This is a genomic window from Duganella sp. 1224 (assembly GCF_013408245.1).
GTDB lineage: Bacteria > Pseudomonadota > Gammaproteobacteria > Burkholderiales > Burkholderiaceae_D > Rugamonas.
Window position 1 is genome coordinate 123,806 of record NZ_JACBYS010000001.1, and the last position, 23,435, is coordinate 147,240.

Annotated in this window: 19 protein-coding genes and 1 tRNA gene; 15 read left to right on the forward strand and 5 right to left on the reverse strand. The window is 66.2% G+C overall.

The window, feature by feature from the left end; genetic code table 11:
* The first annotated feature begins 46 nt into the window (after nt 1-46).
* The 6 genes from FHW58_RS00595 (at nt 47) to FHW58_RS00620 (ending at nt 7,386) form a co-directional block, all read left to right on the forward strand.
* The gene (locus FHW58_RS00595) at nt 47-2,191 is read left to right on the forward strand and encodes a TonB-dependent receptor (RefSeq protein WP_179671161.1); all 2,145 of its coding nucleotides are present in this window, start codon (nt 47-49) and stop codon (nt 2,189-2,191) included.
* A gap of 12 nt (nt 2,192-2,203) precedes the next feature.
* Nucleotides 2,204-2,476 carry a hypothetical protein gene (locus FHW58_RS00600; protein WP_179671162.1) on the forward strand — a complete coding sequence of 91 codons (273 nt, stop codon included), beginning with the start codon at nt 2,204-2,206 and terminating at the stop codon, nt 2,474-2,476.
* The gene (locus tag FHW58_RS00605) at nt 2,466-2,735 is read left to right on the forward strand and encodes a hypothetical protein (protein ID WP_179671163.1); all 270 of its coding nucleotides are present in this window, start codon (nt 2,466-2,468) and stop codon (nt 2,733-2,735) included. Before FHW58_RS00600 ends, FHW58_RS00605 begins: the two co-directional genes overlap by 11 nt.
* Complete coding sequence (locus FHW58_RS00610) at nt 2,732-4,279, forward strand: PepSY domain-containing protein (RefSeq protein ID WP_179671164.1); 1,548 nt, start codon at nt 2,732-2,734, stop codon at nt 4,277-4,279. Before FHW58_RS00605 ends, FHW58_RS00610 begins: the two co-directional genes overlap by 4 nt.
* Before the next feature lie 105 nt (nt 4,280-4,384).
* Nucleotides 4,385-6,289: an MFS transporter gene (locus FHW58_RS00615; RefSeq protein WP_179671165.1), complete on the forward strand. Its 1,905-nt coding sequence runs from the start codon at nt 4,385-4,387 to the stop codon at nt 6,287-6,289.
* A gap of 356 nt (nt 6,290-6,645) precedes the next feature.
* Complete coding sequence (locus FHW58_RS00620) at nt 6,646-7,386, forward strand: hypothetical protein (protein ID WP_229265004.1); 741 nt, start codon at nt 6,646-6,648, stop codon at nt 7,384-7,386.
* Here FHW58_RS00620 and FHW58_RS00625 read toward each other — a convergent pair whose 3' ends face one another.
* From FHW58_RS00625 to FHW58_RS00635, 3 genes are read right to left on the reverse strand one after another with little or no spacing between them, the layout of a single operon-like run.
* On the reverse strand, nt 7,387-8,916 hold the full coding sequence (locus FHW58_RS00625; protein ID WP_179671166.1) for a response regulator: 1,530 nt from the start codon (nt 8,914-8,916) through the stop codon (nt 7,387-7,389). It lies immediately after the preceding gene.
* 5 nt (nt 8,917-8,921) lie between these two features.
* Nucleotides 8,922-10,415: an ATPase domain-containing protein gene (locus tag FHW58_RS00630; protein ID WP_179671167.1), complete on the reverse strand. Its 1,494-nt coding sequence runs from the start codon at nt 10,413-10,415 to the stop codon at nt 8,922-8,924.
* 52 nt (nt 10,416-10,467) lie between these two features.
* Complete coding sequence (locus tag FHW58_RS00635) at nt 10,468-12,600, reverse strand: diguanylate cyclase domain-containing protein (protein WP_179671168.1); 2,133 nt, start codon at nt 12,598-12,600, stop codon at nt 10,468-10,470.
* Between the two features lie 226 nt (nt 12,601-12,826).
* Here FHW58_RS00635 and FHW58_RS00640 point away from each other — a divergent pair, with 226 nt between their 5' ends.
* The 5 genes from FHW58_RS00640 (at nt 12,827) to FHW58_RS00660 (ending at nt 20,093) form a co-directional block, all read left to right on the forward strand.
* Nucleotides 12,827-14,029, forward strand: a complete 1,203-nt coding sequence (locus FHW58_RS00640) for an efflux RND transporter periplasmic adaptor subunit (RefSeq protein WP_304506244.1) — start codon at nt 12,827-12,829, stop codon at nt 14,027-14,029.
* An 11-nt stretch (nt 14,030-14,040) separates the two neighbouring features.
* On the forward strand, nt 14,041-17,178 hold the full coding sequence (locus FHW58_RS00645; RefSeq protein WP_179671169.1) for an efflux RND transporter permease subunit: 3,138 nt from the start codon (nt 14,041-14,043) through the stop codon (nt 17,176-17,178).
* 1 nt (nt 17,179) lies between these two features.
* Nucleotides 17,180-18,625, forward strand: coding sequence for an AdeC/AdeK/OprM family multidrug efflux complex outer membrane factor (adeC, locus tag FHW58_RS00650; protein ID WP_179671170.1), 1,446 nt, complete (start codon nt 17,180-17,182; stop codon nt 18,623-18,625).
* Between the two features lie 64 nt (nt 18,626-18,689).
* Nucleotides 18,690-19,301, forward strand: a complete 612-nt coding sequence (locus tag FHW58_RS00655) for a TetR/AcrR family transcriptional regulator (RefSeq protein WP_179671171.1) — start codon at nt 18,690-18,692, stop codon at nt 19,299-19,301.
* Nucleotides 19,302-19,385: 84 nt separating this feature from the next.
* Complete coding sequence (locus tag FHW58_RS00660) at nt 19,386-20,093, forward strand: fumarylacetoacetate hydrolase family protein (protein WP_179671172.1); 708 nt, start codon at nt 19,386-19,388, stop codon at nt 20,091-20,093.
* 5 nt (nt 20,094-20,098) lie between these two features.
* On the opposite strand, the gene FHW58_RS00665 is transcribed toward FHW58_RS00660, so the two are convergent.
* Nucleotides 20,099-20,923 (reverse strand): Sir2 family NAD-dependent protein deacetylase, encoded by an 825-nt coding sequence (locus FHW58_RS00665; protein ID WP_179671173.1) that lies wholly within the window; start codon nt 20,921-20,923, stop codon nt 20,099-20,101.
* 69 nt (nt 20,924-20,992) lie between these two features.
* On the opposite strand from FHW58_RS00665, the gene FHW58_RS00670 reads away from it, so the two are divergent.
* Nucleotides 20,993-21,069 (forward strand) — tRNA-Pro (locus FHW58_RS00670).
* Between the two features lie 84 nt (nt 21,070-21,153).
* Here the strand turns inward: FHW58_RS00670 and FHW58_RS00675 are convergent.
* The gene (locus FHW58_RS00675) at nt 21,154-21,777 is read right to left on the reverse strand and encodes a hypothetical protein (RefSeq protein WP_179671174.1); all 624 of its coding nucleotides are present in this window, start codon (nt 21,775-21,777) and stop codon (nt 21,154-21,156) included.
* Nucleotides 21,778-22,155: 378 nt separating this feature from the next.
* On the opposite strand from FHW58_RS00675, the gene FHW58_RS00680 reads away from it, so the two are divergent.
* The 3 genes from FHW58_RS00680 to FHW58_RS00690 all read left to right on the forward strand — a co-directional run bounded on the left by FHW58_RS00680 (nt 22,156) and on the right by FHW58_RS00690 (nt 23,382).
* Nucleotides 22,156-22,425: a helix-turn-helix domain-containing protein gene (locus FHW58_RS00680; RefSeq protein ID WP_179671175.1), complete on the forward strand. Its 270-nt coding sequence runs from the start codon at nt 22,156-22,158 to the stop codon at nt 22,423-22,425.
* A 165-nt stretch (nt 22,426-22,590) separates the two neighbouring features.
* Nucleotides 22,591-23,091 carry a hypothetical protein gene (locus tag FHW58_RS00685; protein WP_179671176.1) on the forward strand — a complete coding sequence of 167 codons (501 nt, stop codon included), beginning with the start codon at nt 22,591-22,593 and terminating at the stop codon, nt 23,089-23,091.
* 72 nt (nt 23,092-23,163) lie between these two features.
* On the forward strand, nt 23,164-23,382 hold the full coding sequence (locus FHW58_RS00690; protein ID WP_179671177.1) for a hypothetical protein: 219 nt from the start codon (nt 23,164-23,166) through the stop codon (nt 23,380-23,382).
* Nucleotides 23,383-23,435 lie beyond the last annotated feature (53 nt).

Sequence of the window (23,435 nt, forward strand, 5' to 3'; positions counted from 1 at the left end):
CCTGTTTGTAAATAATTCTCATTCAATAAACGGGGGAAATCGGGAAATGCGCATCAAGGTGATGGTGGTGGCGCTGGCCGGCGTGCTGGCTGGCTGGGCAGTGCACGCGGAGGAGGCGGAGCCAGTGGAGCAGGTGGTGATCACCGGCGACAAGCTCAAACGTACGGAAATCGACAGCAGCGCCAGCGTCGGCGCCCGCAACCGCCGCCAGATCGCCGAATCCGGCATGACCACGATGGAAGATGTGGTGGCGCAGATGGCCAACGTGGGCACGGCCGAAAATCTGTCGATTCGCGGTGTGCAGATGTATGGCCCGATCGGCGGCGGCGGCAAGACCATCACGATGGTCGTCGACGGCGTGCCGCAGGACGGCTTTGGCCAGGATATCGGTGGCCTCAGCGTGTGGGACGCCGACCGCGTGGAAGTGCTGCGCGGGCCGCAGTCCACCAATCAGGGCCGCAATTCGCTGGCCGGCGCGGTGGTGCTGAGGACACGCGACCCGCAGGACGCGCGCGATTTCAGCTACCGCCTCAGCGCCGGCAACCAGCACGCGGCGCGCGTGGCGATGGCCGGCGGCGGCGCCATCGTCGATGAGGTGCTGGCCGGCCGGCTGTCGGTGGAGCAGCGCCGCCGCGACGGCGACGTGTACAACCCCACGCGCGACGACCAGCGCGCCAACAAGGACGACGGCCATACTTATCGCGGCAAGCTGCGCATCACGCCGTGGGGCGAGCGTTATCAGGCGCTGGTCACGCTGGTGGACGACAAGCAGCTGCTGGGCTATAACACCGTGGAGGCGGTGAAGGTGCCGGCCGGCGCGCGCCAGAATCTGTCCAACGAGCCGCGTGACGTCAGCAACCACACGCGCTCCGCCGCGCTGGAGCAGACTTTCCGCGCCTACGGCGCCGACGTCACGCTGCTGACCACTTATTCGCACAACCGCTATGCGCGGGTACAGGATTACGACGGCACCGAGCTGCGGCAGGGCTACCGCACCGGCGAGAACATCGACCGTCAATGGCAGCAGGAGGCGCGCGCCAACTTCGACACGCAGCTGTTCGGCCACAAGCTGAAAGGCGTGGCCGGCCTGTACTACGCGCGCCAGTACTATGCGGGCGACGACAAATTCATCGTGCCGGTGTCCTACGTGCTGGGGCTGATCGGCCAGTGCCGCGTGCAGGCCGCGTGCGATGCCGCCTACGGCGCGGACTTCATCAGCCGCCGCCAGATGCAGGACAACGCCAGCACGACGCGCGCCGCCTACGGCGAATTCGATTACGTGATCGACCGGCTGACGCTCACCGCCGGCCTGCGCTACGACGCCGAGCGCCAGCGACGCTTGCTGTCGTCGGCAACGGAAGGCACCTCGCCGCTGGCGCGGCAAATCTTCACGCAACTGATCAGGAGCGGCGCGTTCACGCCGGACGGCACGCAAGACCTGGGCACCGACAATGCGGTGTGGCTGCCCAAGCTGGGCGTGCGCTATGCGCTGGCGCCGGAATGGGTGGCCGGCCTGACCGCGCAGCGCGGTTACCGCACCGGCGGCGTGGATTACAGCTATCAGCGCGGCTCGCACGCCTACGGTCCGGAGTACACCAAGAACTACGAGGCGTCGCTCAAAGGCGTGCTGGATAACGGCCTGGTGGTGGCGCTGAATGCCTACCGCGTCAACTGGATCGACCAGCAGGTCAACATCGGCCGCAACACGCTGGATGTGTACTTCGTCAACGCCGGCAGCTCGCGCCTGCAGGGGCTGGAGGCGGAAGTCCATGGCCGCGTGGCGCGCGACCTCGAACTGTTTGGCGCACTGGGGCTGGCGCGCACGGAGTTCATCAACTTCGTGGCGCCGGCCGGCGATTACAGCGGCCATGAATTCGCGCGCTCGCCGCGCCAGACGCAATCGGTGGGCTTTAGCTGGACGCCGGGCCGCTGGCTGCTCAACCTCAACCTGCAGCACGCGGGCGGCAGTTATACCGGTCCGGAAAACACCGACCGTAACGACAGCCACACCACGCTGGGCGGCAAGGCCGCGTACACGTTGTCCAACGGCGTGACGCTGTTCGCCTACGGCAGCAATCTGACCAACCGGACCTACATCACCGCCAACAAGCTGGAGACGGTGACCGGCCGCTATGCGGTCGCGCTGGGCAACGCGCGCCAGTTTGGCTTTGGCGTGCAGGGCACACTGTAACGGAGGCGGGCGATGAACTGGATTTGCGTGGGCGTGGCGGCGTTGGCCGCGCTGTGTCTCTACCTGGCGTCGCCGCACCAGGCCTTGTGGCCGGCGGCGCTGCGGCGGCAGGCGTTTTTGCGCTGGCTGTCGGTGCCGCTGGCGGTGGGGGCGCTCGCCGCGGCGGTGGATACCTACGGCGGTTGGTGTGGCGCCTGCATCGCCTTATCGGGCTTCATGGCCGCGCTGGTGGTGCTGCCGTATCTGGACGCCTGGCGGCGGAAGGGAGCGCGCCATGTGGGGTAAATCGACTGCCGCCGCTTTTCTGGGGCTGCCGCTGTCGGTGCTGCTGGTCGGCGTCGCCGCGCTGCTGAGCGGCGACCAGGCCAGCACCACGCTGCCATGGCTGCTGCTGTTCTTCCTGGTGTGGATCGCCGTGATGACCTGCGCCTTTCTCTTCAAGACCGGGTTGCGCGCCTGGTTGTGGATGGGCGGGCTGACGCTGGCCGGTTACGCCGCGCTGCATGTGCTCAAGGCCAGTGGCCTGGTCAGGATCGCCGCATGAAGGCCGCCACGCTGCGCACCTTTATCGCGGTGCATACCTGGGTGGGGCTGGTGGCCGGCTTTTTCCTGTTCATCGCTTTTTATGCCGGATCGGTCACGCTGTTCCACGAGGAGCTGCATGCGTGGGAGACGCCGCCGCCGCAAACGGCGGCGCCCCGGCACAATCCGCAGGCGCTGATCGACGCCGTGCTGCGGGCGCATCCCGAGGCCAGGTCGCTGTTCTATCTGCGCATGCCGTCCAGCACCTCGCCGGCGCTGGTACTGGCGTTCGGCGAGCGTCACTTCCGACTGGACGCCGCCGGCAGGCTGGAAGAGTTCCGCGAACCTTCGCAACTGGTGGATTTCATCTACCGCCTGCACTACACGGCCGGCCTGCCCGACAGCTGGGGCATTTACGTGCTGGGCGCGGTGTGCATCCTGTATGGGCTGGCGCTGGCCAGTGGCGTGATCATTTACGCACCCAGCTTCTTCAAGGATTTGTTCGCGCTACGTATCGGCAAAAACGTCAAGCGCATGTGGCAGGACGCGCACAACGCCATCGGCATGCTGTCGCTGCCGTTCCACCTGATGTACGCGTGGAGCAGCGCGGTGCTGGCGCTGGGGATCATCCTGCTGGCGCCGTTCCAGTACCTGGTGTTCGACGGCAAGCTGCTGCAACTGGTGGGGCAGGACATCAACGCCGCCGCGCCACCCAAGGCGTCCGGCGTGGCAGCGCCGCTGGCGCCGGCCACGCGGCTGCTGGCCGAGGCGCAACTGGCGGCGCCGGGCATCGCGGTTGAAACCATGGTCTACCGCCAGGCCGGCGACGCCAACGCCCAGGTCCAGGCTTATGGACCGATCCATCAGAAAACCGTGGCGTCGATCGGTGCCGTGGTGCTGAACGCCAGCAGCGGCAAGGTGGAACGCGTGATGGTGCCGGAACATTACAACCCCGGCACACGCTTCCTGCGCAGCTTGCAGGCGCTGCACTTCGGCGGCTTCGGCGAGGCGGCGGTGCAGTGGATGTATTTTGTGCTGGGCATGGCCGGGGCGTTCCTGTTCTACAGCGGTAATCTGCTGTGGATCGAAGCGCGCCGCAAGCGTCACAAGCTGGTACAGCCGCGCAGCGGGAGGCTGATGGCGCAGGCCACGCTGGGCGTGTGCCTGGGCTGCGTGGCCGGCGTGTCGGCCGTGTTCCTGGCGAATAAGCTGGCGCCGGCCGGGCAGTTGCCGTGGTGGGAGGCGCGCAGCTATTACGCGGTGTTCTTCGGCTGCGTGCTGTGGGCCTTCGCCCGGCCGCCGGCGCGCGCCGCGCACGAGTTGCTGATGCTGTGCGCCGCGCTGGCGCTGGCGGTGCCGTTCGCGCACTGGTGGCACACCGGCGCCAATCCGCTGCTGGCGTTGTTGCAGGGCGATGGCGTGGTCGCCGGCGTTGCCCTGGTGTCGCTGCTGTGCGCCGCCTTGTACTGGAAGATGGCCCGCGCCGCGCTCCAGCGCGGCCGCCACGGCGATCCACACAGCGTCTGGTCGCTGCGTGGACCGGAGCGGCCTGGCACGCTGGATTGATCCTGCGCATGGCACTTGCTTTTCTGCATGCTGGCCGGCCCCGGCATGCGGTTATAATCCGTTCAATCTTTCCGGAAACTTCATATTGAACGGATACGCCCTCATATGAGCCAGCCCAATCAGTTTTCCCTGCTCAAGCAACGCCGCTTCGCGCCGTTTTTCTGGACCCAGTTTCTTGGCGCCTTCAACGACAATCTGTTCAAGACCGCGCTGGTGGTCATCATCACCTTCGACGCGTTGAGCTGGACGACGATGGCGCCGTCCACCATCACCAACCTGATCCCCGGCCTGTTCATCCTGCCGTACGTGCTGTTCTCGGCCACCGCCGGCCAGTTGGCCGACAAGTTTGAAAAGGGCAGGCTGACGCGCTTCGTCAAGTGGCTGGAACTCGGCATCATGACCGTGGCCGGCATCGGCTGGCTGACGCATCACCTGTGGCTGCTGGTGGCGGCGGTGGTGGGCATGGGCGTGCATTCGACGCTGTTCGGCCCCGTCAAATATGCCTACCTGCCGCAGCAGCTCAAGCCCGAGGAACTCATCGGCGGCAATGGCGTGACCGAAATGGGCACCTTCGTCGGCATCCTGATGGGCGAGGTGCTGGGCGCGGTGCTGGTGGTGCAGCAGCCGCAAGGCCTGCTGTACGAGGCGGCTGCCACGGTGCTGGTGGCGGCGCTGGGCCTGGCCGCGGCCTACCGCATTCCGCATTCGCCGGCGCCGGTGCCGGACCTCAAAGTCAGCTGGAACTTCATCGGCGAATCGGTCCGCAACATCAACTTCTCGCGCAAGAACCGCACGGTGTTCCTGTCCATGCTGGGCAACTCGTGGTTCTGGTTTTACGGCGCGCTGGTGCTGGCGCAGTTTCCGGTGTACGCCAAGGATTACCTGCATGGCGACCACGGCGCCTTCGTGCTGTTGCTGACCATTTTCTCGCTGGGCGTGGGCAGCGGCTCGCTGCTGTGCGAACGGCTGTCCGGCCGCAAGGTGGAGATCGGCCTGGTGCCGTTCGGCTCCATCGGCCTGACGGTGTTTGGCGTCGACCTGTACTTCGCCAGCCTGGCGTTCAGCGGCGCGGCGACGCTGCCGGCCGGTGCGCATCTCGACGCCTTCGCGCTGCTGGCGCAGCATGGCATGTGGCGCATACTGTTCGACGTGCTGATGATCGGCATGTTCGGCGGCTTCTTCATCGTGCCGCTGTTCGCGCTGATCCAGCTGCGCTGCGACCCGCAGCACATCTCGCGCACCATCGCCGGCATGAACATTTTGAACGCGCTGTTCATGGTGGCGGCGGCCGGCCTGGCGATCGTGCTGCTGGGGCGCGGCCTGACGATTCCGCAGCTGTTCCTGGTGACGGCGTTGCTGAACGCCGTGGTGGCGGTCTACATCTTCTCGCTGGTGCCGGAATTCCTGATGCGCTTCCTGGCCTGGCTGCTGATTCATACCGTGCACCGGGTGCACACCGTGGATGGCAGCCGCATTCCGGATAAGGGCGCGGCGGTGCTGGTGTGTAATCACGTGTCCTATGTGGACGCCATCGTCATCGGCGCGGCGGCGCCGCGGCCGATCCGCTTCGTCATGGACCACCGCATCTTCAAGCTGCCGCTGCTGGGCTGGATCTTCCGCACCGCGCGCGCGATTCCGATCGCGCCGGCCAAGGAGGATCCGTGGCTGATGGAAAAGGCCTACGTCGACATCGCCCAGGCGCTGCATGAGGGAGAGCTGGTGTGCATCTTCCCGGAAGGGCAGCTGACGCGCACCGGCGACATCAACGATTTCAAGGGCGGCATCGCCAAGATCATCGACCGCAGCAAGGTGCCGGTGATTCCGATGGCGCTGCGCGGCCTGTGGACCCATCTGCTGAGCCGCAACCGCGAAAACGTCTTCGGCCGCGCCTTCCGCAGCGGCCTGCGCTCGCGCCTGGAGCTGGTGGTGGGCCAGCCGGTGGCGCCGCAGGACGTCACGCCGGAAGACCTCAAACAACGCGTGGCCACGCTGCGCGGCGACTGGAAGTGAAACGGAACGAGCTGTGACATTCAAGTTTTTCAGCCTGGGCGCGCTGGCGCTGTGCACAGCGCCAGCGACGTCGCCAGCAGCTTTGTCGACGCATTGCAGCGCCTGCGGGCGGGAACAACATCGCCGCCGATGCGCAATCATCCCAACGCGCACAACGCCTCGTCAGGACCATCCACCAGTGACCCGATGACGCCAGCAGACCTGGCGCAGCGCCGGGCGAAAATGTCCATGTCATAGTGGTTAGGAAATGTAACTTACCACAGGTTACAAATTGCGCTTTTATCTGTGTTGGTTTTCTCTACACTGCGGGGCGGCGGCGCCTGGCGGCGCCGCATCACTTCAGGAGAAAACCATACATGCAAAAATATGCTTGCGGCGCGGTTGCGCTGGCGGCCGCGCTGGCGCTGAGCGCCTGCGGCGGCGGCTACGATGATACTTACACGCCGCCCCCACCGCCACCGCCCCCCATGCCGGTGGCCTCGGTCATCCATGTCGATTTCACCAAGGGCATTGATGGCTGGACGCCGGGCGTGGCCGACTACTACGACGATGACGAGCCGAGCGAAACCGGCTATGGCTGGTCCAAGCTGCCGGCGCCGCTGGTGGGACGCGGCTTCTTCCTCACCGTCCACAACAACAGCGACGATGTGCTGACCTATGCCAAGCACCAGGTCGGCGGTTTCGTGCCGGGCGCCAGGTACAACCTGACGTTCTCGATGACCTATGCCACCGACGCCGCCACCGGCTGCTTCGGCGCCGGCGGCGCGCGCGGCGACGCAATCTACATGGTGGTAGCGGCCTCCGGCGACGAGCCGAAGACGGTCAGGCAGGCCGATGGCCATTACCGCCTGAACCTGGACCGCGGCAACAACGCCGAGGAGGGCACGCAGGGCAAGGTGCTGGGCACCATCGGCATCGAAGGCCTGAGCTGTGACGGCGGCACCTGGGGCCAGCGCACGCTGTCGTCGACAGCCGCCATTCCGGTCACCGCCGACAAGGAGGGCAAGCTGTGGCTCGTGCTGGGCGCCGACTCCGGATTCGAGGCCACCAACGCCTGGTTCCTGCTGGGCGCGACGGTCAACGTCAAGCCGCAGTGATCAGCGCGCCGCGTGCGCAGTTGCGGGCGGCGGCGGCGCGCCGGCCAGGCGGATGATCTGGTCCAGCTCGACCGGCTTGACCAGGTGATGGTCGAAGCCGGCCTCGGTGGTGCGGCGGCGGGCGTCGCTCTGGCCCCAGCCGGTCAGGGCCAGCAGCAGGATGTGCTCGGCGCCGGCTTGCTGGCGGATGGCGCGCGCGGTTTCGTAACCGTCCATGCCCGGCATGCCGAGGTCCATGATGATCATGTCCGGCGGCGCCTGTTCGACGGCGGCCACGGCGGCCGCGCCGTCGTACACGGCGCGCACCGCGTAGCCCTCGATTTCCAGCAGCGCGGCCAGCGAGTCGGCGGCGTCCTGGTTGTCGTCCACCACCAGCACCTGCCGCTGGCGCCGGGCGTCATGGCCGTCGGCCGGCGCCGGCGCTGGCGCCTGGCTGGCGCCGCCGGCCAGCACCGGCAGGCGGATGACGAATTCGCTGCCCTGGCCGGGGCCGGCGCTGTAGGCGTCGACGCTGCCGCCGTGCATGTCGGCGAACTGGCGCGACAGGCTGAGGCCGATCCCCAGGCCACTGGAAAACTGGCCGCTGACGGTTTTGCTCTGCTCGAACATGCCGAAGATGCGCGGGATGGTCTCGGCGTCCAGGCCGATGCCGTCGTCGCGGATGCTGACCAGCAGCGCGCCGTCCTCGGCGGTCGCGCGCACCAGCACATGGCCGTCCTGCGGCGTGAACTTGACGGCGTTGGACAGGATGTTGGCGATGATCTGCACCACCCGCGCGTAGTCGATGTCGAGCATGACCTCGCCCGGCGGCAGCTGCCAGCCGATGTGGATGCGCTTGGCGTCGGCGGCCTGCTGGCACAGCTCGGCCACGTGGCCCATCACCGAGGCCAGCGAGGCCGGCTGCCGTTGCAGCTTGATCTTGCCGCTGGTGATGCGCGCGACGTCGAGCAGGTCGTCGACCAGGCGCGTCAGCAGGCGCACCTGGCGTTCCACCATGTCGCGGATGCGCGCCACCGGCGCCGCGTCCGGGTACAGGTGGCTCAGCAGCGACACCGAGGTGCGGATCGGCGCCAGCGGGTTGCGCAGTTCGTGGCCGAGGCTGGCCAGGAACTCGTCCTTGCGGCGCGCCGCCTCGCGCACCTGGTACTGCTTGTTGCGCGCGCGCAGCGTGGCGTGCAGCGCGGTGATCAGCGTCAGCGTGCGCACCGGCCGTTCCATCAGGCTCAGGTTGCCCAGCGCCGCCACCGCCTGCCGCACCACCGGCGAGTCGGCGCCGCTATGGGTCAGCAGCACGATCGGCAGGTCGGACCAGTCGGGCTGGCGCGCGACGCAGGCCTGCAGCAGCGGCAGGCCGCCCGGCGCCAGCGCCTCCTCCACCGTCAGCACGGCGCCGGCGCCGCGTTGCAGTTCCTGGTCCAGCTCGGCCAGGGTGGCGCAGATGTGGCTGTCGATGGCGGCCAGACCCATGACCTTGGCCGCCAGCGGCCCGTCCTGGCCGGTGGGCGCGTAGATCAGGATCCGGGTTTCCATGGCACTCACCCGGCGCGCGTGTGGCCGTCGGCCGCGCCGTGATAGGTCGGCACGCCGGTCAGCACGCCGTGGAAATCCTTCAGCACCGGGCCGACGCGCACGCCGTCGGCGCCCAGCTCGAAGCGGCGCAGCGTGCGCTCGTGCGCGCTGCCGCGTTTCTTGAACACCGAGATGGCCTGGCGCACCTCGCCCTCGGCCTCGAAGTAACGCAGCATGATGATGTTGTCGGCCAGATAGCTGGCGTCCACCGCCGTGCTCATGCCGCCGCCCAGCATGCCCTGCTGCACGCCGACCAGGATGGTGACCACGCCGCGCTGGCCGAGGTAGGTCAGCAGTTCGTGCAGATGGACGATCAGGAAGCGCTCGTCCGGCACCGCGTTCAGGTAGCCGCTCAGGCTGTCGATGACGACCAGGCGCGCGCCGTGCTCGACCGCCTGCATCACCGCGCTGGCGAACTCGCCCGGCGCCAGTTCGGCCGGGTCGACCTGCTGCACGTGCAGCAGGCCGCTGTCGATGGCGGCGCGCAAGCTGAAGCCGAGGTTGGCGCTGCGGATCAGCATATTGTTGCGCGCCTCCTCAAACAGGAACATCGCGCACTGCTCGCCGCGCCCGGTGGCGGCGTGCACGAACTGCGCTGCCAGCGACGACTTGCCGGTGCCGGACGGCCCGGTCAACAGCGTGCTCATGCCTTCCTCCAGGCCGCCGCCGATCAGCGCGTCCAGCGCCGCCAGGCCGCTGGACAACTGCTGGCGGACGCCGCTCTCGCGCGATTCGGCCGCCACCAGCCGCGGGTAGACGTACAGCCCGCCCTTGATGATCTTGTAGTCGTGGGCGCCGCCGCGGTAGGCCACGCCGCGGTACTTGACCACGCGCAGCCGGCGCCGTTCGGCGCCATAGGCCTGGTCGGCCAGGTCCAGCGTCAGCACCGCGTGCGCCACGCTGCGCACCTGCAGGTCGGTGGACAGGGCGGTGCGGTCGTCGAGGAAGATGGTGGTGCAGTGGCGGCTGCTCAGGTACTGCTTGAGCGCCAGCACCTGGCGCCGGTAGCGCAGCGGATTGCCGGCCAGCAGCTGCAGTTCGGACAGCGAGTCCAGCACCGCGCGCCGTGGCTGGTGCTGGTCGATGGCGGCCAGGATGCGCTGGGTGGTGTTGCCCAGCTCAATTTCGGACGGGTGGAAGATGGTGTACTGCTGTTCCGGGTCGAGTGCCGACTCGTCGGGGATGATTTCCTCGACGTGGATGCCGTCCAGGTCCCAGCCGTGCGACTGTGCCACGCTGCGCAGCTCGATGGCGGTTTCGGCCAGCGTGATGTACAGCGTCGGCTCGCCGCGGCGCCGCCCCTCCAGTAGAAACTGCAGCGCCAGCGTGGTCTTGCCGGTGCCGGGCTCGCCCTCGACCAGGTACAGGCGGTCGCGCGTCAGGCCGCCGGTAAGCACGTCATCCAGCCCGGCTACGCCAGTGGATAAAAAGTCGGTCGTCAGGCTGTTTTGTTCTTCCATGAGGCGTGTCCGGGCAAGGTAGTTGTTGTTATAACAATGCTACCAGAAATCGCTAGCGGCGAGCGCGCTGCTGAATGCCCTGTTGTTTATGGCGGTACATGGCGCGGTCGGCGCGGCTCAGCAACAGCGCGCTGTCCTGCGGGTCGTCCGGCTGGTGGACGGCGATGCCCAGGCTGGCGCTGAGGGTGACGGTGGTGGTCTTCAGCACGAAGGGCTGGCGCAGCACCGGCAGCAGCTTGTCGGCCGCGTCCTGGGCGGCGGCCTCGCCGCCCAGCATCTCGAGGATGACGATGAACTCGTCGCCGGCCAGGCGGCCGACGGTGTCGGTCTTGCGCACCGCGCCGCGCACCCGCTGCGCGAACTGGCGCAGCAGTTCGTCGCCCTCGTCATGGCCATAGCGGTCGTTGATTTGCTTGAAGCGATCGAGGTCGAGGAAGAACACGGCGCAGGCCTGGCCCGCGCGGTTGGCGCGCTGCAGCGCCTGCGGCAGCGTCGTCATCAGCGCGCGCCGGTTCGGCAGGCCGGTGAGCGTGTCGCGCAGCGCCAGTTCCTCCATCGACGCGAACAGCTGGCGGCGCTCGCTGATGTCGTGCAGGAAGGCAATGAACAGGTAGCCATTGCTGCGCGGCACGTAGGCCAGCGACACCTCGACCGGCAGTTCCTGGCCGGCGCGGTTGTGCAGCATCAGTTCGACGCGCCGGCTCAGCACGGCGGCACGGTCGCCGTTGCCGGTCAGCGTGCGCATGTCGCGCTCGTAGGCGCGGCGCAGCGGCAGCGGCAGCATCATGGCCGCCAGCGGCTGGCCGATCACTTCCGAGCGCTTCCAGCCCAGCAGCCTTTCCGCCTGCAAGTTCCAGTCGCGCACCACGCCGCCCGGATCGAGGGCGATGAAGGCGTCGTGGGCGTTGTCGAGGATGGCGCGCAGCTCGGCCGCGCGCTCCTGCAGCAGCTGCTGGGTGCTTTGCTCCTGGCCCAGCGCGCGCTCCAGTTGCAGCGCCTTGCGGGCGATTTCGCGGGTGCGCTCGGCCACCGTGCTTTCCAGCTTTTCGTTCAGGCTGCGCAGCGCGTCCAGGTGGTGCTGCTCGTTGCGCAGCATGGCCGCCAGCGCCCGCGACAGCACTTGCGCTTCGTGGAAGGTGTCGACCGGCGCGATGGCCGGCAGCGCCGGCGCCGCGTCCGGCGCCGCCAGCCGCGCCTCGATGGTGTGGCTGAGCGCGTTCAGCGGCCGCGTCAGGCGGCGCGTGACGAGGGCGGCCGCCACCGCCATGGCGGCGCCGAGGATGGCGCCCAGCAGCAGGATCTGCCGCTCCAGCGCGCGCGCGCCGGCCAGCGCCTGCTCTTCCGGCTGGCGCGCCAGGATCGACCACGTCAGCGTGGCCGGATCGCCGGGCTGGCCGCTGCGGGCGTAGCCGGTCAGGTAGCTGCGGCCGTCGGCCCAGGTTTCGGTCAGGGCGCCGGAAGCGCCGCCGCGCGCCAGCGCCAGGCTGGCGCTGCTGATTTTCTGTTCCTCCATGCCCTGCGGGCCGAGCAGGACGGTGCCGTCGCCGCGCACCACCAAGATCTCGGCCGCGGACTGGCGCTGGGTCGGCGCCAGCATGGTGTGCACCAGGCGCCGCATGCGGCCCCAGCTCATGTGCACCGACAGCACGCCGCGCCACACACCGTCGGCGTCCCTCACCGGGGCGGCGGCATCGATGAAGCGCCACGGATCGCTGCTGTCGGGCAGCTTCTTGCTGAGCAGCGTGGCCGGATGGAAGTCGGCCACGTACAGCTGCTGACGGCCGCCCTTGAACCAGTCGCGCGCGCTGACGTCGGCGCCTTCCAGCACGCCCTGGGTGGCGCTCAACACCTTGCCGTCCGGCTGGGCGAGGCCGATCCAGGCGTAGTCGGGGAAGGTTTTTTGCAGGCTTTCCAGCACCGCGCGCACCTTGGCCGGCGCGGGCGGCGTGGCGCGCAGCTCCGGCAGCGAGGCCAGCAACTGGGCGTCGGTGGTGGCCTTGCGCACCGCGCCGTCGAGCGCGTCGCGCATCTGCCAGGACAGTTGTTGCAGCCGCTGCTCGGCTTCGCTGCGGGCGTAGTGCAGCGCAAAATGGTCGACCAGGATCAACAGGGACAGCACCGTCAGCAGCACCGTGGCGCTGACACCGGCTGTTACCAGGGTCGTGAGCCGGGGCCGGACGGTCATAGACGGCTTGGAAATGTGCACGAGCGTACTAAATGATGACTTAAAGAAATTAATTGATTGTAGCATTGCCCAGACGCCGCGCCGGAAAAGCGTACTGAATTTCTTCGTCTTTCACCACGCGAACGACTTCCGGTATCGCCGCAGCGCAGCATATCGTGGCTTGACTTAATTAGAATGATCGTTCATTCTATAGGCTGTGCTTATTTTTTATACAGAAAGCTCATACATGGAAGCCCTGTTGAACAAGAAAACGATGCTGCGCACCGCCGGTGCCGCAGCCATGCTCTCCGCGCTGGCCGTCCTGGCCGGCTGCTCCAAGTCCACAACCGAAGCACCTCACCAGCAGCAGGTGGCGGAAGTGGGCGTTTTCAAGGTGGCGCAAGCGCCGCTGCAAATCACGACCGAACTGCCGGGCCGCACCAGCGCTTACCAAGTCGCTGAGGTGCGCCCGCAGGTCAGCGGTCTGATCCAGAAACGCCTGTTTGTCGAGGGCGCCGACGTCAAGGCCGGCGTGCCGCTGTACCAGATCGACCCGGCGACCTATCAGGCCGCCTACAACTCGGCCAAGGCGGCGCTGGCCAAGGCCAAGGCCAACCTGCTGACGGCGCAGCCGAAGGTGGCGCGCTACAAGGAGCTGGTGGCCATCGAGGGCGTCAGCAAGCAGGAATATGACGACGCCGTGGCCGCCTTCGAGCAGGCCAAGGCGGACGTGGAGTCGGCCACCGCGGCGGTGGAGCAGGCCAAGATCAACCTCGATTACACCCACGTCGACGCGCCCATCAGCGGCCGTATCAGCCGCTCGGCGGTGACGCCGGGGGCGCTGGTCACGGCCAACCAGACCACCGCGCTGACCACCGTGCAGCAACTGGACCCGATCTATGTCGACGTCACCCAGACCAGCGAGGACATGCTGCGCCTGAAGCGTGAATTGGAAAACGGCAGCCTGAAAAAGGATGGCCAGGCCAAGGTGACGCTGGTGCTGTCGGACGGCACCAGGTACGCGGAAACCGGCAAGCTGCAGTTCTCCGATGTGACGGTGGATACCGGCACCGGCAACGTCACGCTGCGCGCGCTGTTCCCGAATCCCAGGCACGATCTGCTGCCGGGCATGTTTGTGCGCGCCATCGTCGATTCCGGCGTCAATGAGCACGCCATCGCCGTGCCGCAGCAGGGCGTGACCCGCAATCCGAAAGGCGAGGCCACCGCGCTGGTGCTGAACAAGGAAGGCAAGGTCGAACAGCGCGTGCTGACCACCGGCGGCACGTTGGGCGACAAGTGGCTGATCAAGTCGGGCCTGAACGAAGGCGATCTGCTGATCGTTGAAGGCGTGCAGAAGGTCAAACCGGGCGCGCCGGCCAGCGTCGCCAAGCCGGCGGCCAACGTCGCCGCCGGCGGCGCCGTGCCGGCCAGCGCCAAGAGCGCGCAATAAGGAGTCAGCCCATGTCCCGTTTCTTTATTGATCGCCCGATTTTCGCGTGGGTGGTGGCGATCGTGATTATGCTCGCCGGCATCATCGCGATTCTCGGCCTGCCGATCGCGCAGTACCCGAGCATTGCGCCGCCGTCGATCTCGATCAGCGGCACCTACCCGGGCGCCTCGGCCAAGACCGTGGAAAACGCCGTCACCCAGATCATCGAACAGAAGATGAAGGGCATCGACGGCCTGCGCTACATGTCGTCGTCGTCCGACTCGGCCGGCGGCGTGACCATCACGCTGACCTTCAAGAGCGGCACCAACCCGGACATCGCGCAGGTGCAGGTGCAGAACAAGCTGCAACTGGCCACACCGCTGCTGCCGGCTGCCGTGCAGCAGCAAGGCCTGGTGGTGGCCAAGGCCACCAAGAACTTCCTGATGGTGCTCGGCTTCGTGTCGGAAGACGGCTCGATGAAGCAGGCCGACATCGGCGACTACGTCACCGCCAGCGTGATCGATCCGATCTCGCGCGTGGAAGGCGTGGGCGACGTCACCAACTTCGGTTCGCAGTACGCCATGCGCATCTGGCTGGACGCGGCCAAGCTGCAAAGCTACCAGCTGACGCCCGCCGACGTCAGCGCCGCCATCAGCGCGCAGAATACCGAGGTGTCGGCCGGCCAGCTGGGCGGCCTGCCGTCGGTGCCCGGCCAGCAACTGAACGCCACCGTGACCGCGCAAAGCCGCCTGCAGACCGCCGAGCAGTTCGGCGCCATCCTGCTGAAGACCACCAGCAGCGGCGCCACCGTGCACCTGCGCGACGTGGCCCGCATGGAGCTGGGCAGCGAAACCTATAACATCCTGGCGCGCTACAACGGCAAGCCGGCGACCGGCATGGCGATCAAGCTGTCTACCGGCGCCAACGCGCTTGATACCGCCAACGCGGTCAAGGCCAAGATCAAGGCCATGGAGCCGCAGTTCCCGAAAGGCCTGAAGGCCGTGGTGGCGTTCGACACCACGCCGTTCGTCAAGCTGTCGATCGAGGAAGTGGTGAAAACCCTGGTGGAAGCGATTGTGCTGGTGTTCCTGGTGATGTATCTGTTCCTGCAGAACTTCCGCGCCACGCTGATTCCGACCATGGCGGTGCCGGTGGTGCTGCTGGGGACCTTCGCCATCCTGTCGGCGCTGGGCTACTCGATCAACACGCTGACCATGTTCGCGGTGGTGCTGGCGATCGGCCTGCTGGTGGACGATGCGATCGTGGTGGTGGAGAACGTTGAGCGGGTGATGACGGAAGAGGGCCTGTCGCCGCTGGAAGCGACGCGCAAGTCGATGAGCCAGATCAGCGGCGCGCTGGTCGGCATCGCCATGGTGCTGTCGGCGGTGTTCGTGCCGATGGCCTTCTTCAGCGGCTCGACCGGCGTGATCTACCGCCAGTTCTCGGTGACGATCGTGTCGGCGATGGTGCTGTCGGTGCTGGTGGCGATGATCTTCACGCCGGCGCTGTGCGCCACCATCCTGAAGCCGGTGGACAAGGGCCATCACCTGACCAACAAGGGCTTCTTCGGCTGGTTCAACCGCACCTTCGAGCGCGGCACCAACAAGTACCAGGGCATCGTCGGTTCGATCCTGAATCGCGGCGGCCGTTCGCTGGTGCTGTACGGCGTGCTGCTGCTGGTACTGGGCTTCGTGTTCCTGCGCCTGCCGACCTCCTTCCTGCCGGAAGAGGACCAGGGCGTGCTGTTCTCGCAGATCCAGTTGCCGACCGGCGCCACCCAGGAGCGCACGCTGAAGGTGATCGAGAAAGTCGAGAACCACTTCCTCACCAACGAGAAGGACAACGTGGCCTCGGTGTTCGCCGTGGCCGGCTTCAGCTTTAGCGGCAATGGCCAGAACAGCGGCATCGCCTTCGTGCGGATGAAGGACTGGGCCGAGCGTCCGGGCGTGGCCAACCGCGTCAGCTCCATCGTCGGCCGCGCCATGGGCGCCTTCTCGCAGATCAAGGACGCGATGGTGTTCGCCTTCGCGCCGCCGGCCGTGCTGGAACTGGGTAACGCCAGCGGCTTCGACCTGCAGTTGCAGGACATCGGCGGCGTCGGCCACGACGCGCTGATGGCGGCCCGCAACCAGATGCTGGGCATGGCCTCGCAGAGCAAGCTGCTGGTGGGCGTGCGTCCCAACGGCCAGGAAGACACGCCGCAGTACAAGATCACCGTCGACCAGCAGAAAGCCATTGCGCTGGGCCTGACCGTGGCCGATGTGAACTCGGTGCTGAGCACCGCCTGGGGCAGCGCCTACGTCAACGACTTCGTCGACCGCGGCCGCGTGAAAAAGGTCTACCTGCAAGGCGCGGCCGACGCGCGCATGGTGCCGGAAGACCTGAACAAGTGGTTCGTGCGTAACAACGGCGGCCAGATGGTGCCGTTCTCGGCCTTCTCGACCGGCGAGTGGATTTACGCCTCGCCGCGCCTGGAGCGCTACAACGGCCTGCCGTCGACCGAGATCCTCGGCGCGCCGGCGCCGGGCCAGAGCTCGGGCACCGCGATGAAGGAAATCGAAAAACTGGCCGCGCAACTGCCGCCGGGCATCGGCTACGAGTGGACCGGCCTGTCGACCGAAGAACGCGATTCCGGTTCGCAGACCACGCAACTGTACGCGATCTCGATCCTGATCGTGTTCCTGTGCCTGGCCGCGCTGTATGAAAGCTGGTCGGTGCCGTTCTCGGTGCTGCTGGTGGTGCCGCTGGGCGTGATCGGCGCGGTGGTGGCGACTTATGTGTTCAAGCTGTCCAACGACGTTTACTTCCAGGTCGGCCTGCTGACCGTGATCGGCCTGGCGGCGAAGAACGCGATTCTGATCGTCGAGTTTGCGAAGGAGTTGCAGGAAGGCGGCGAGGACCTGAAGAAGGCCACGCTGCACGCGGTCAAGCTGCGCCTGCGTCCGATCCTGATGACCTCGATCGCCTTCGGCCTGGGCGTGCTGCCGCTGGCCACCAGCAGCGGCGCCGGTTCCGGCAGCCAGAACGCGATCGGCATCGGGGTGCTGGGCGGGATGCTGACGGCAACCTTCCTCGGCATCTTCTTCGTGCCGTTGTTCTTTGTGCTGGTGCGCGGCTACTTCGCTCCGAAGAAGCCGGCCGCGCCGGCAACCGCTGTAGAGGTGCACTAACATGAAAAAATCTGTCATCACGATGGCGGCGCTGGCCATGCTGGCCGGCTGCAGCCTGGCGCCGGTGTATGAACGCCCGGCGCAGCCGGTGGCGCCGGCCTTCCCGACCGGCGGCGCCTACCAGGGCGTGCCGGCCGCCGCGGCCGACGCCAAGCCGGTGTCGCAAATCCTGTGGCGCGAATACTTCGCCGACGCCAAACTGCGCCAGGTGATCGAGCTGGCGCTGGCCAACAACCGCGACCTGCGCGTCTCGGTGCTCAACATCGAAAAGGCCAAGGCCGAGTACAACATCGACACGGCGGCGCTGCTGCCCAAACTGTCGGCGAATGTGAGCCAGAGCGCGTCGCGCACGCCGCGCACCCTGACCGGCACCGGCGAGGCGGCCATCAACCGCCAGTACAACGGCGGCCTGGTGATGTCCTCGTATGAGCTGGATTTCTTTGGCAAGGTACGCAACCAGTCCGAGGCTGGCCTGCAGACCTACCTCGGCACCGAAGAGGCGCGCCGCACCCAGCAGATCACGCTGGTGGCGGAGGTGGCCAACGCTTACCTGACGCTGATCGCCGACCAGCAGCGCCTGAAGCTGGCGCAGGAAACACTGAAAAGCCAGCAGACCAGCTATGACCTGAGCCGCAAGCGCTTCGCCTCGGGCGTGGTGTCCGGCACCGACATGTACGACGCCCAGACCAGCGTGGAAACCGCGCGCAACGACGCCGCCGTCTACACGGCGCAAGTGGCGCTGGACCTGAACGCGCTGACGCTGCTGGTGGGCGCCAGCGTGCCGCAGGACCTGCTGCCGACCGGCGAACTGGAAGAGGTGACGCAGCTGGCGGCGATTCCGGCCGGCCTGCCGTCCGACCTGCTGCAATCGCGGCCGGACGTGCAGGAAGCCGAGCGCGCGCTGCGCGCCGCCAACGCCAACATCGGCGTGGCGCGCGCCGCCTTCTTCCCGAGCATCTCGCTGACCGCATCCGGCGGCAGCGCCAGCCGCACCTTGTCCGGCCTGTTCAAGGCCGGCTCGTCGACCTGGAGCTTTGCTCCGCAGATCAACCTGCCGATCTTCGACGCTGGCGTCAACCGCGCCAACCTGGATATCGCCAAGGCCTCGCGCGAGATCTCGGTGGCGCAGTACGAGAAGGCGGTGCAGACCGCGTTCCGCGAGGTGGCCGACGCGCTGGCCACGCGCGGCACGCTGGATGAGCGTCTGGCGTCGCAGCAGGCGCTGGTGGACGCCTCGCAGAAGAGCTACACCATCAACGAGGCGCGCTACCGCCAGGGCGCGGATTCGTACCTGAACGCGCTGGTGTCGCAGCGCGCGCTGTACGCGGCGCAGCAAAGCCTGATCACCACGCGCCTTGCAAAAAGCAGCAACGCCGTCACCTTGTACAAGGTACTGGGCGGCGGCTGGCAGCCGGAGCTGCCAGCTCCATCGCAGCCGCAGGGCTGATCGCAGGCGGGCGCCGCTCCGGCGCCTGCCGTTATAATCTCACCAACACATCTCAAGGACAGCAATGAACACCCCGGCCAAACGACGCACAGACCCGGAGCGCGCGCAGAACCGCCGCAGTCAGGTATTGCGGGCGGCCGCCGTGTGCTTCGCCCGCAGCGGCTTTCACGCCGCCAGCATGGCGGAAATCTCCAAGGAGGCCGGCATGAGCGCGGGCCATATCTACAACTACTTCGACAGCAAGGACGCCATCATCATGGCGTTTGTCGACCTGCACGCCGAGGATGTGCTGATCAAGCTCGGTGAGCTGGACAGCCAGGCCGACCCGCTGCAGTCGATGATCGACGGCGCGCCGGAGCATATCGACCGCCATCTCGACCCGCAACAGGTGGACCTGCCGCTGGAGATGTTTGCCGAAGCCGCGCGCAATCCGAAGATCGCCGAGGCGCTGCGCGCCGCCGACCGCAAGGTGGGCGAACGCTTCCGCCCCATCATCAAGCGCGAACGCGAGCGGCGCGGGCTGGCGGTGGACGAAGCGCTGCTGGAGGGGCGCATCGACACCATGGTGTCGCTGTTCCAGGGGTTGCGGATCCGCGCCATACAACGCCCCGACATGAACCGCGACTCCCTTGTGGCCGGGTGGCGGCTCGCCCTGAAGGCCATCCTGCTGAGCTGATTTGTCTTTTATTGTTTCGTGCCCTGCAGCGGGGCGCGGGCTGTTGTACCATGCGTGATGTCTCCATTCCGCTACAGGCGCATCATGACTTCCTACGTAATTCCCGCCCATGACATCGTCGGCCTGCCGGTCGCCGGCACCTCCGATCTGTTCCCGGTGCGCCGCGTGTACTGCGTCGGCCGCAACTACGCCGGCCACGCGCGCGAGATGGGCTCCGACCCGGACCGCGAACCGCCATTCTTCTTCTGCAAACCGGGCGACGCGCAAGCGGTGGTGCCTGCCGCGCCCAACCGCATCCTGGAACTGCCATACCCGCCGCTGACCAACAACCTGCACTACGAGTGCGAACTGGTGGTCGCCATCGGCAAGGGCGGCGCCAACATCGCCGTGGAAGACGCGGCCGCGCACATCTTCGGCTATGCGGTCGGCTTCGACATGACGCGCCGCGACCTGCAATTCAAGATGCGCGACGTCGGCCGTCCGTGGGAAATCGGCAAGGCGTTCGACTACTCGGCGCCGATCGGCCTGATCACCCGCGCCGAGGACGCGGGCGACATCAACAACGCCGCCATCCAGCTGGAGGTGGACGGCGTGACCAAGCAGTCGTCGGCGATCTCGCACCTGATCTGGTCGATCAGCGAAACCATCGCCAACCTGTCGACGCTGTTCACGCTGGCGCCGGGCGACCTGATTTTCAGCGGCACGCCGGAAGGTGTGGGCGCGGTGGTGCGCGGCAACGTCCTGGAAGGGAAGGTTGCCGGCCTGTCGCCGATTACCGTGAAAATGGTATAAATCGTTTATAGCAGGGCGTCGATCGCGGCCAGCGCCGCCAGCGCGTTGGCGGCCAGTCCCACGTCCTGCGCGCTGGCCACGTGCGGCTCGCGCGGGTTGATGCGGATCATGCGGCCGTGGTGGTGGCGGATCACCAGTTGGCCGAAGTGGCGCACCGACGGTATGGCCACGCCGGCGCCCAGTTCCACCACCAGCGGACGGCGGGCCTGGCGCAGCAGCGCATGCAGGCGCGCCTGCTGCGCGCTGGCGCGGCTGTCGATCCAGCCGCCGTCGCCAAACATCAGGATGTTCGGCCGCGCCAGGCCGCCGCAGTGCGGGCAGGCGGGCGGCGCGTTCAACAACTGGCAGCTGGCCGCGTCCACCTGCGGCGTGTAATCGTCCGCCGGCCACAGATGGCCGCCGCAGGGCGCCAGGCACTGCAGGTGGTGGATCGAGCCGTGGCACTCCAGTATGCGCTGCGGATCGAAGCCGGCCTTCTGGAACTGACCATCGACATTGCTGGTGAAGACAGCGGCGCCCAGCGCCATGCGCTCGCCCCATTGCCTCAGCAGGCCGAAGCCGGCGTGCGGCACGGTGTCGCGGTACAGGTTGAGGCGGTGGCCATAAAAGCCCCAGGCCAGCGCCGGGTCCTCGTGGAAGGTGGCGGGCGAGGCGACGCTGGTAAATTCCATGCGCGCGCGGCCGAGGGCCGGGTAAGCCTTCCAGAAGCCCTCGTTGCCGCGAAAATCCGGCAAGCCGGAATCGACGCCCATGCCGGCGCCGGCGGCGGCGATCAGCAAATCAGCCTGCTGGACGAGGGCGGCGGCATGGTGAAGATCGGCGGTATCCATGGCGTGATATTAGCCGCGCAAAGCAAACATGACAAATACTTAAAGCGGCTGCTATAATAGGCTGTTCGTCGGGGCGTAGCGCAGCCCGGTAGCGTACCTGCATGGGGTGCAGGGGGTCGGAGGTTCGAATCCTCTCGCCCCGACCAACACAGTCAAGGACTTAGGCCAGCCGCGCAGCTGGCCTTTTTCTTTTCCACTGTCGAGCGCCAGGCCGACAGTGGACACCTGGATTAAACAGGACGGCCCGTGCGGCCTTTGCTGGATTTGGCGCGCGCCGCCACGACCATGGCGGCGAGTCCGAAACCGTACAGCGCGACAGGTGGCAGTTCAGGTACCGGGCTTGCCATCGTTTCGGCAGTGAACGTGAGCGTTTGGAAGTAAATGTGGCCGGAGAAGGCTGGCAGGCTCCCGACGACGATTTCATAGACCAGCAGGCGGTTATACGATCCGGACGCACTGGAGCCATCCGCCACATATTGCATGCCGCTACCGTTGTCAGTAAACGTGCCATTGCGACTCGTTCCCACCAGGTCGGCATCGTTCGGGCCACATTGTGCGCAGTGCGGCAGCAGAACGTCGAAGGTGATGTCCATGTTGGCCTTGCCTTGGACGCCGTCACCCAGATCATACAAGGCGGTCAGGGTCGCGTTCATTTTGCCCGTCAAAGCGTAATTGACGGGCGCGAAAATCTCGAAGGTCTTCTTGTCTACGAATAAACCGTTGCCCCCTGGCATGGTGGGATCGTAGGTTACATTGAACGGAATGTCGATCGTCAAGGGGGTACCGGCGCTTGCGATCAGGTGCTGCGCAGCCAGCAGGGCGGCGAGTAACAGCTTGGGAAATAAACGTTTCATATTTGTCCTCGTGGAAAAAAGGTGGTCTCCGATATGACAAATATACATGCAAAATCGGCACTATAAAATTGATATTTAATGTCCCTGTTCAGAATGAAGTTTGTGCGACCGTGCGTCCATCGCGTCGCGCAGAGGGCAACGGAGGTCGGAGCCGGCGAGCCCCTGCCAGCAAAATCAACACCTTACATCCTGTCTTGCTTCGCTGTTAGCGTGCTTTCCATCTTTGCGTTTTGGCATGAATGCAACATCCTGTCCTGGACGGATGGCAATTATGTTACTTTGTTTCGTCATAACGCCTCGCACGTTTGAACTCGACCCTGGCTGATAGTAATGTCAAATTCTTATCCCGACGTTTTTCATTGACCTTGTGAGGTAGTCATGCGTACGCACTACGATCCCAATTATCTGCTTGATATGATTTCGGCCCGGCTGGGGCTGAAGAATGACGCGGCCTTGGCGCGCGAGCTGGAGGTGGCTGCGCCGGTGGTCAGCAAAATACGGCATCTGCGGCTGCCGGTCAGCGGCGCGATGTTGATACGCATTCATGAGGTGACCGGCATGCAGCTGCGGGAACTGCAGGATCTGATGGGGGACCGGCGCCAGAAGTTTCGTCTTTCGTCAGCCCAGGGCCGTCCGGCAATGGGCTGATCCCGAAAAAAAGGCCGCGTCGATGCGCGGCCAAAAAAATCCACTTCAGGATGAAACTTGAGAGTACCACGGCAAAATCGGGACCAAATTACGGTTAGGTAATCCAGACTGTTGGCGATAAGATAAGATAAGCGTTGTGTGTTTGCTTATGCAAAGGAGCGTCATATGGTCAGGAAGCTGTGGCTGGGGATGGTGCTGGCTGGGGTGTGGGGCGGCGCTTGGGCGGATGAGTACGCGTTGAAGTTGCCGGGCAATGTGGAGGTGGTGGCACGCGAGGAGCGGTTTGACGCGGCCGGCCATGCCGTCAGCGGCTGCGGTCAGGCTGACCAGGTTTGCCGGGTGGACGGTTTTGCCGTCTATGGCGCCACCGGCGTGCCGCGCTCGTCGCTCACCAGGCTGGTGGTCAAGACCGGCGGCGCCAGCTACGAGCTGGACACCAGCGGCATGTACAACCCCTTGCTCGACCCCGAGCTGGCGGGCAGCGTGGGCGGTTTTTGTTACGACGCGAAGAATTGCGCCTTCCGCGCGGCGTTGGGCGATGCCGGCGGCGTCTATGCCGCCGAGTGGGTGATCCGCAACGGCAGCGTGTTCCGCACCACGCTGACCGACAGCGCCGATGTCTTCCGGTTTTTCAAAGCCCATCTGTCGCCGCCGCAGTACCACTAATCCGCGCCCGCTGGTTGCCGAGGTCCCGGTTTCGGCTATGATGTTTTCTTTTATCAACATCAGGAGTGGAGTATGGCGGACTGGGATTGGAACAGCGCGTCGGCGCGCGAATCGCTGGTATTGCCGCGCGTGGACGCGTTGGCCATTTATGCCAACAACAACGGCGAAATCGTGCTGCGGCAGCAAGGCATGGATGGACATGACGACAGCATCGTCATCATTCCCAAGAGCCAGGCGCAGGAGGTGATCAATGCCATCGCCCACATGCTGGGCGACAAAAAGCCCGCCTAAACGCCCAATGTCTTCATCAGTCACGGCAGCCAGTGCGCCAGTTCTGGGCGGCG

Excerpts from the sequence above, each read along its gene's own strand:
- FHW58_RS00595 (WP_179671161.1), top strand. The coding sequence starts at position 47 with ATGCGCATCAAGGTGATGGTGGTGGCGCTGGCCGGCGTGCTGGCTGGC.
- FHW58_RS00600 (WP_179671162.1), top strand. The coding sequence starts at position 2,204 with ATGAACTGGATTTGCGTGGGCGTGGCGGCGTTGGCCGCGCTGTGTCTC.
- FHW58_RS00605 (WP_179671163.1), top strand. The coding sequence starts at position 2,466 with ATGTGGGGTAAATCGACTGCCGCCGCTTTTCTGGGGCTGCCGCTGTCG.
- FHW58_RS00610 (WP_179671164.1), top strand. The coding sequence starts at position 2,732 with ATGAAGGCCGCCACGCTGCGCACCTTTATCGCGGTGCATACCTGGGTG.
- FHW58_RS00615 (WP_179671165.1), top strand. The coding sequence starts at position 4,385 with ATGAGCCAGCCCAATCAGTTTTCCCTGCTCAAGCAACGCCGCTTCGCG.
- FHW58_RS00620 (WP_229265004.1), top strand. The coding sequence starts at position 6,646 with ATGCAAAAATATGCTTGCGGCGCGGTTGCGCTGGCGGCCGCGCTGGCG.
- FHW58_RS00625 (WP_179671166.1), bottom strand. The coding sequence starts at position 8,916 with ATGGAAACCCGGATCCTGATCTACGCGCCCACCGGCCAGGACGGGCCG.
- FHW58_RS00630 (WP_179671167.1), bottom strand. The coding sequence starts at position 10,415 with ATGGAAGAACAAAACAGCCTGACGACCGACTTTTTATCCACTGGCGTA.
- FHW58_RS00635 (WP_179671168.1), bottom strand. The coding sequence starts at position 12,600 with ATGACCGTCCGGCCCCGGCTCACGACCCTGGTAACAGCCGGTGTCAGC.
- FHW58_RS00640 (WP_304506244.1), top strand. The coding sequence starts at position 12,827 with ATGGAAGCCCTGTTGAACAAGAAAACGATGCTGCGCACCGCCGGTGCC.
- FHW58_RS00645 (WP_179671169.1), top strand. The coding sequence starts at position 14,041 with ATGTCCCGTTTCTTTATTGATCGCCCGATTTTCGCGTGGGTGGTGGCG.
- adeC (WP_179671170.1), top strand. The coding sequence starts at position 17,180 with ATGAAAAAATCTGTCATCACGATGGCGGCGCTGGCCATGCTGGCCGGC.
- FHW58_RS00655 (WP_179671171.1), top strand. The coding sequence starts at position 18,690 with ATGAACACCCCGGCCAAACGACGCACAGACCCGGAGCGCGCGCAGAAC.
- FHW58_RS00660 (WP_179671172.1), top strand. The coding sequence starts at position 19,386 with ATGACTTCCTACGTAATTCCCGCCCATGACATCGTCGGCCTGCCGGTC.
- FHW58_RS00665 (WP_179671173.1), bottom strand. The coding sequence starts at position 20,923 with ATGGATACCGCCGATCTTCACCATGCCGCCGCCCTCGTCCAGCAGGCT.
- FHW58_RS00675 (WP_179671174.1), bottom strand. The coding sequence starts at position 21,777 with ATGAAACGTTTATTTCCCAAGCTGTTACTCGCCGCCCTGCTGGCTGCG.
- FHW58_RS00680 (WP_179671175.1), top strand. The coding sequence starts at position 22,156 with ATGCGTACGCACTACGATCCCAATTATCTGCTTGATATGATTTCGGCC.
- FHW58_RS00685 (WP_179671176.1), top strand. The coding sequence starts at position 22,591 with ATGGTCAGGAAGCTGTGGCTGGGGATGGTGCTGGCTGGGGTGTGGGGC.
- FHW58_RS00690 (WP_179671177.1), top strand. The coding sequence starts at position 23,164 with ATGGCGGACTGGGATTGGAACAGCGCGTCGGCGCGCGAATCGCTGGTA.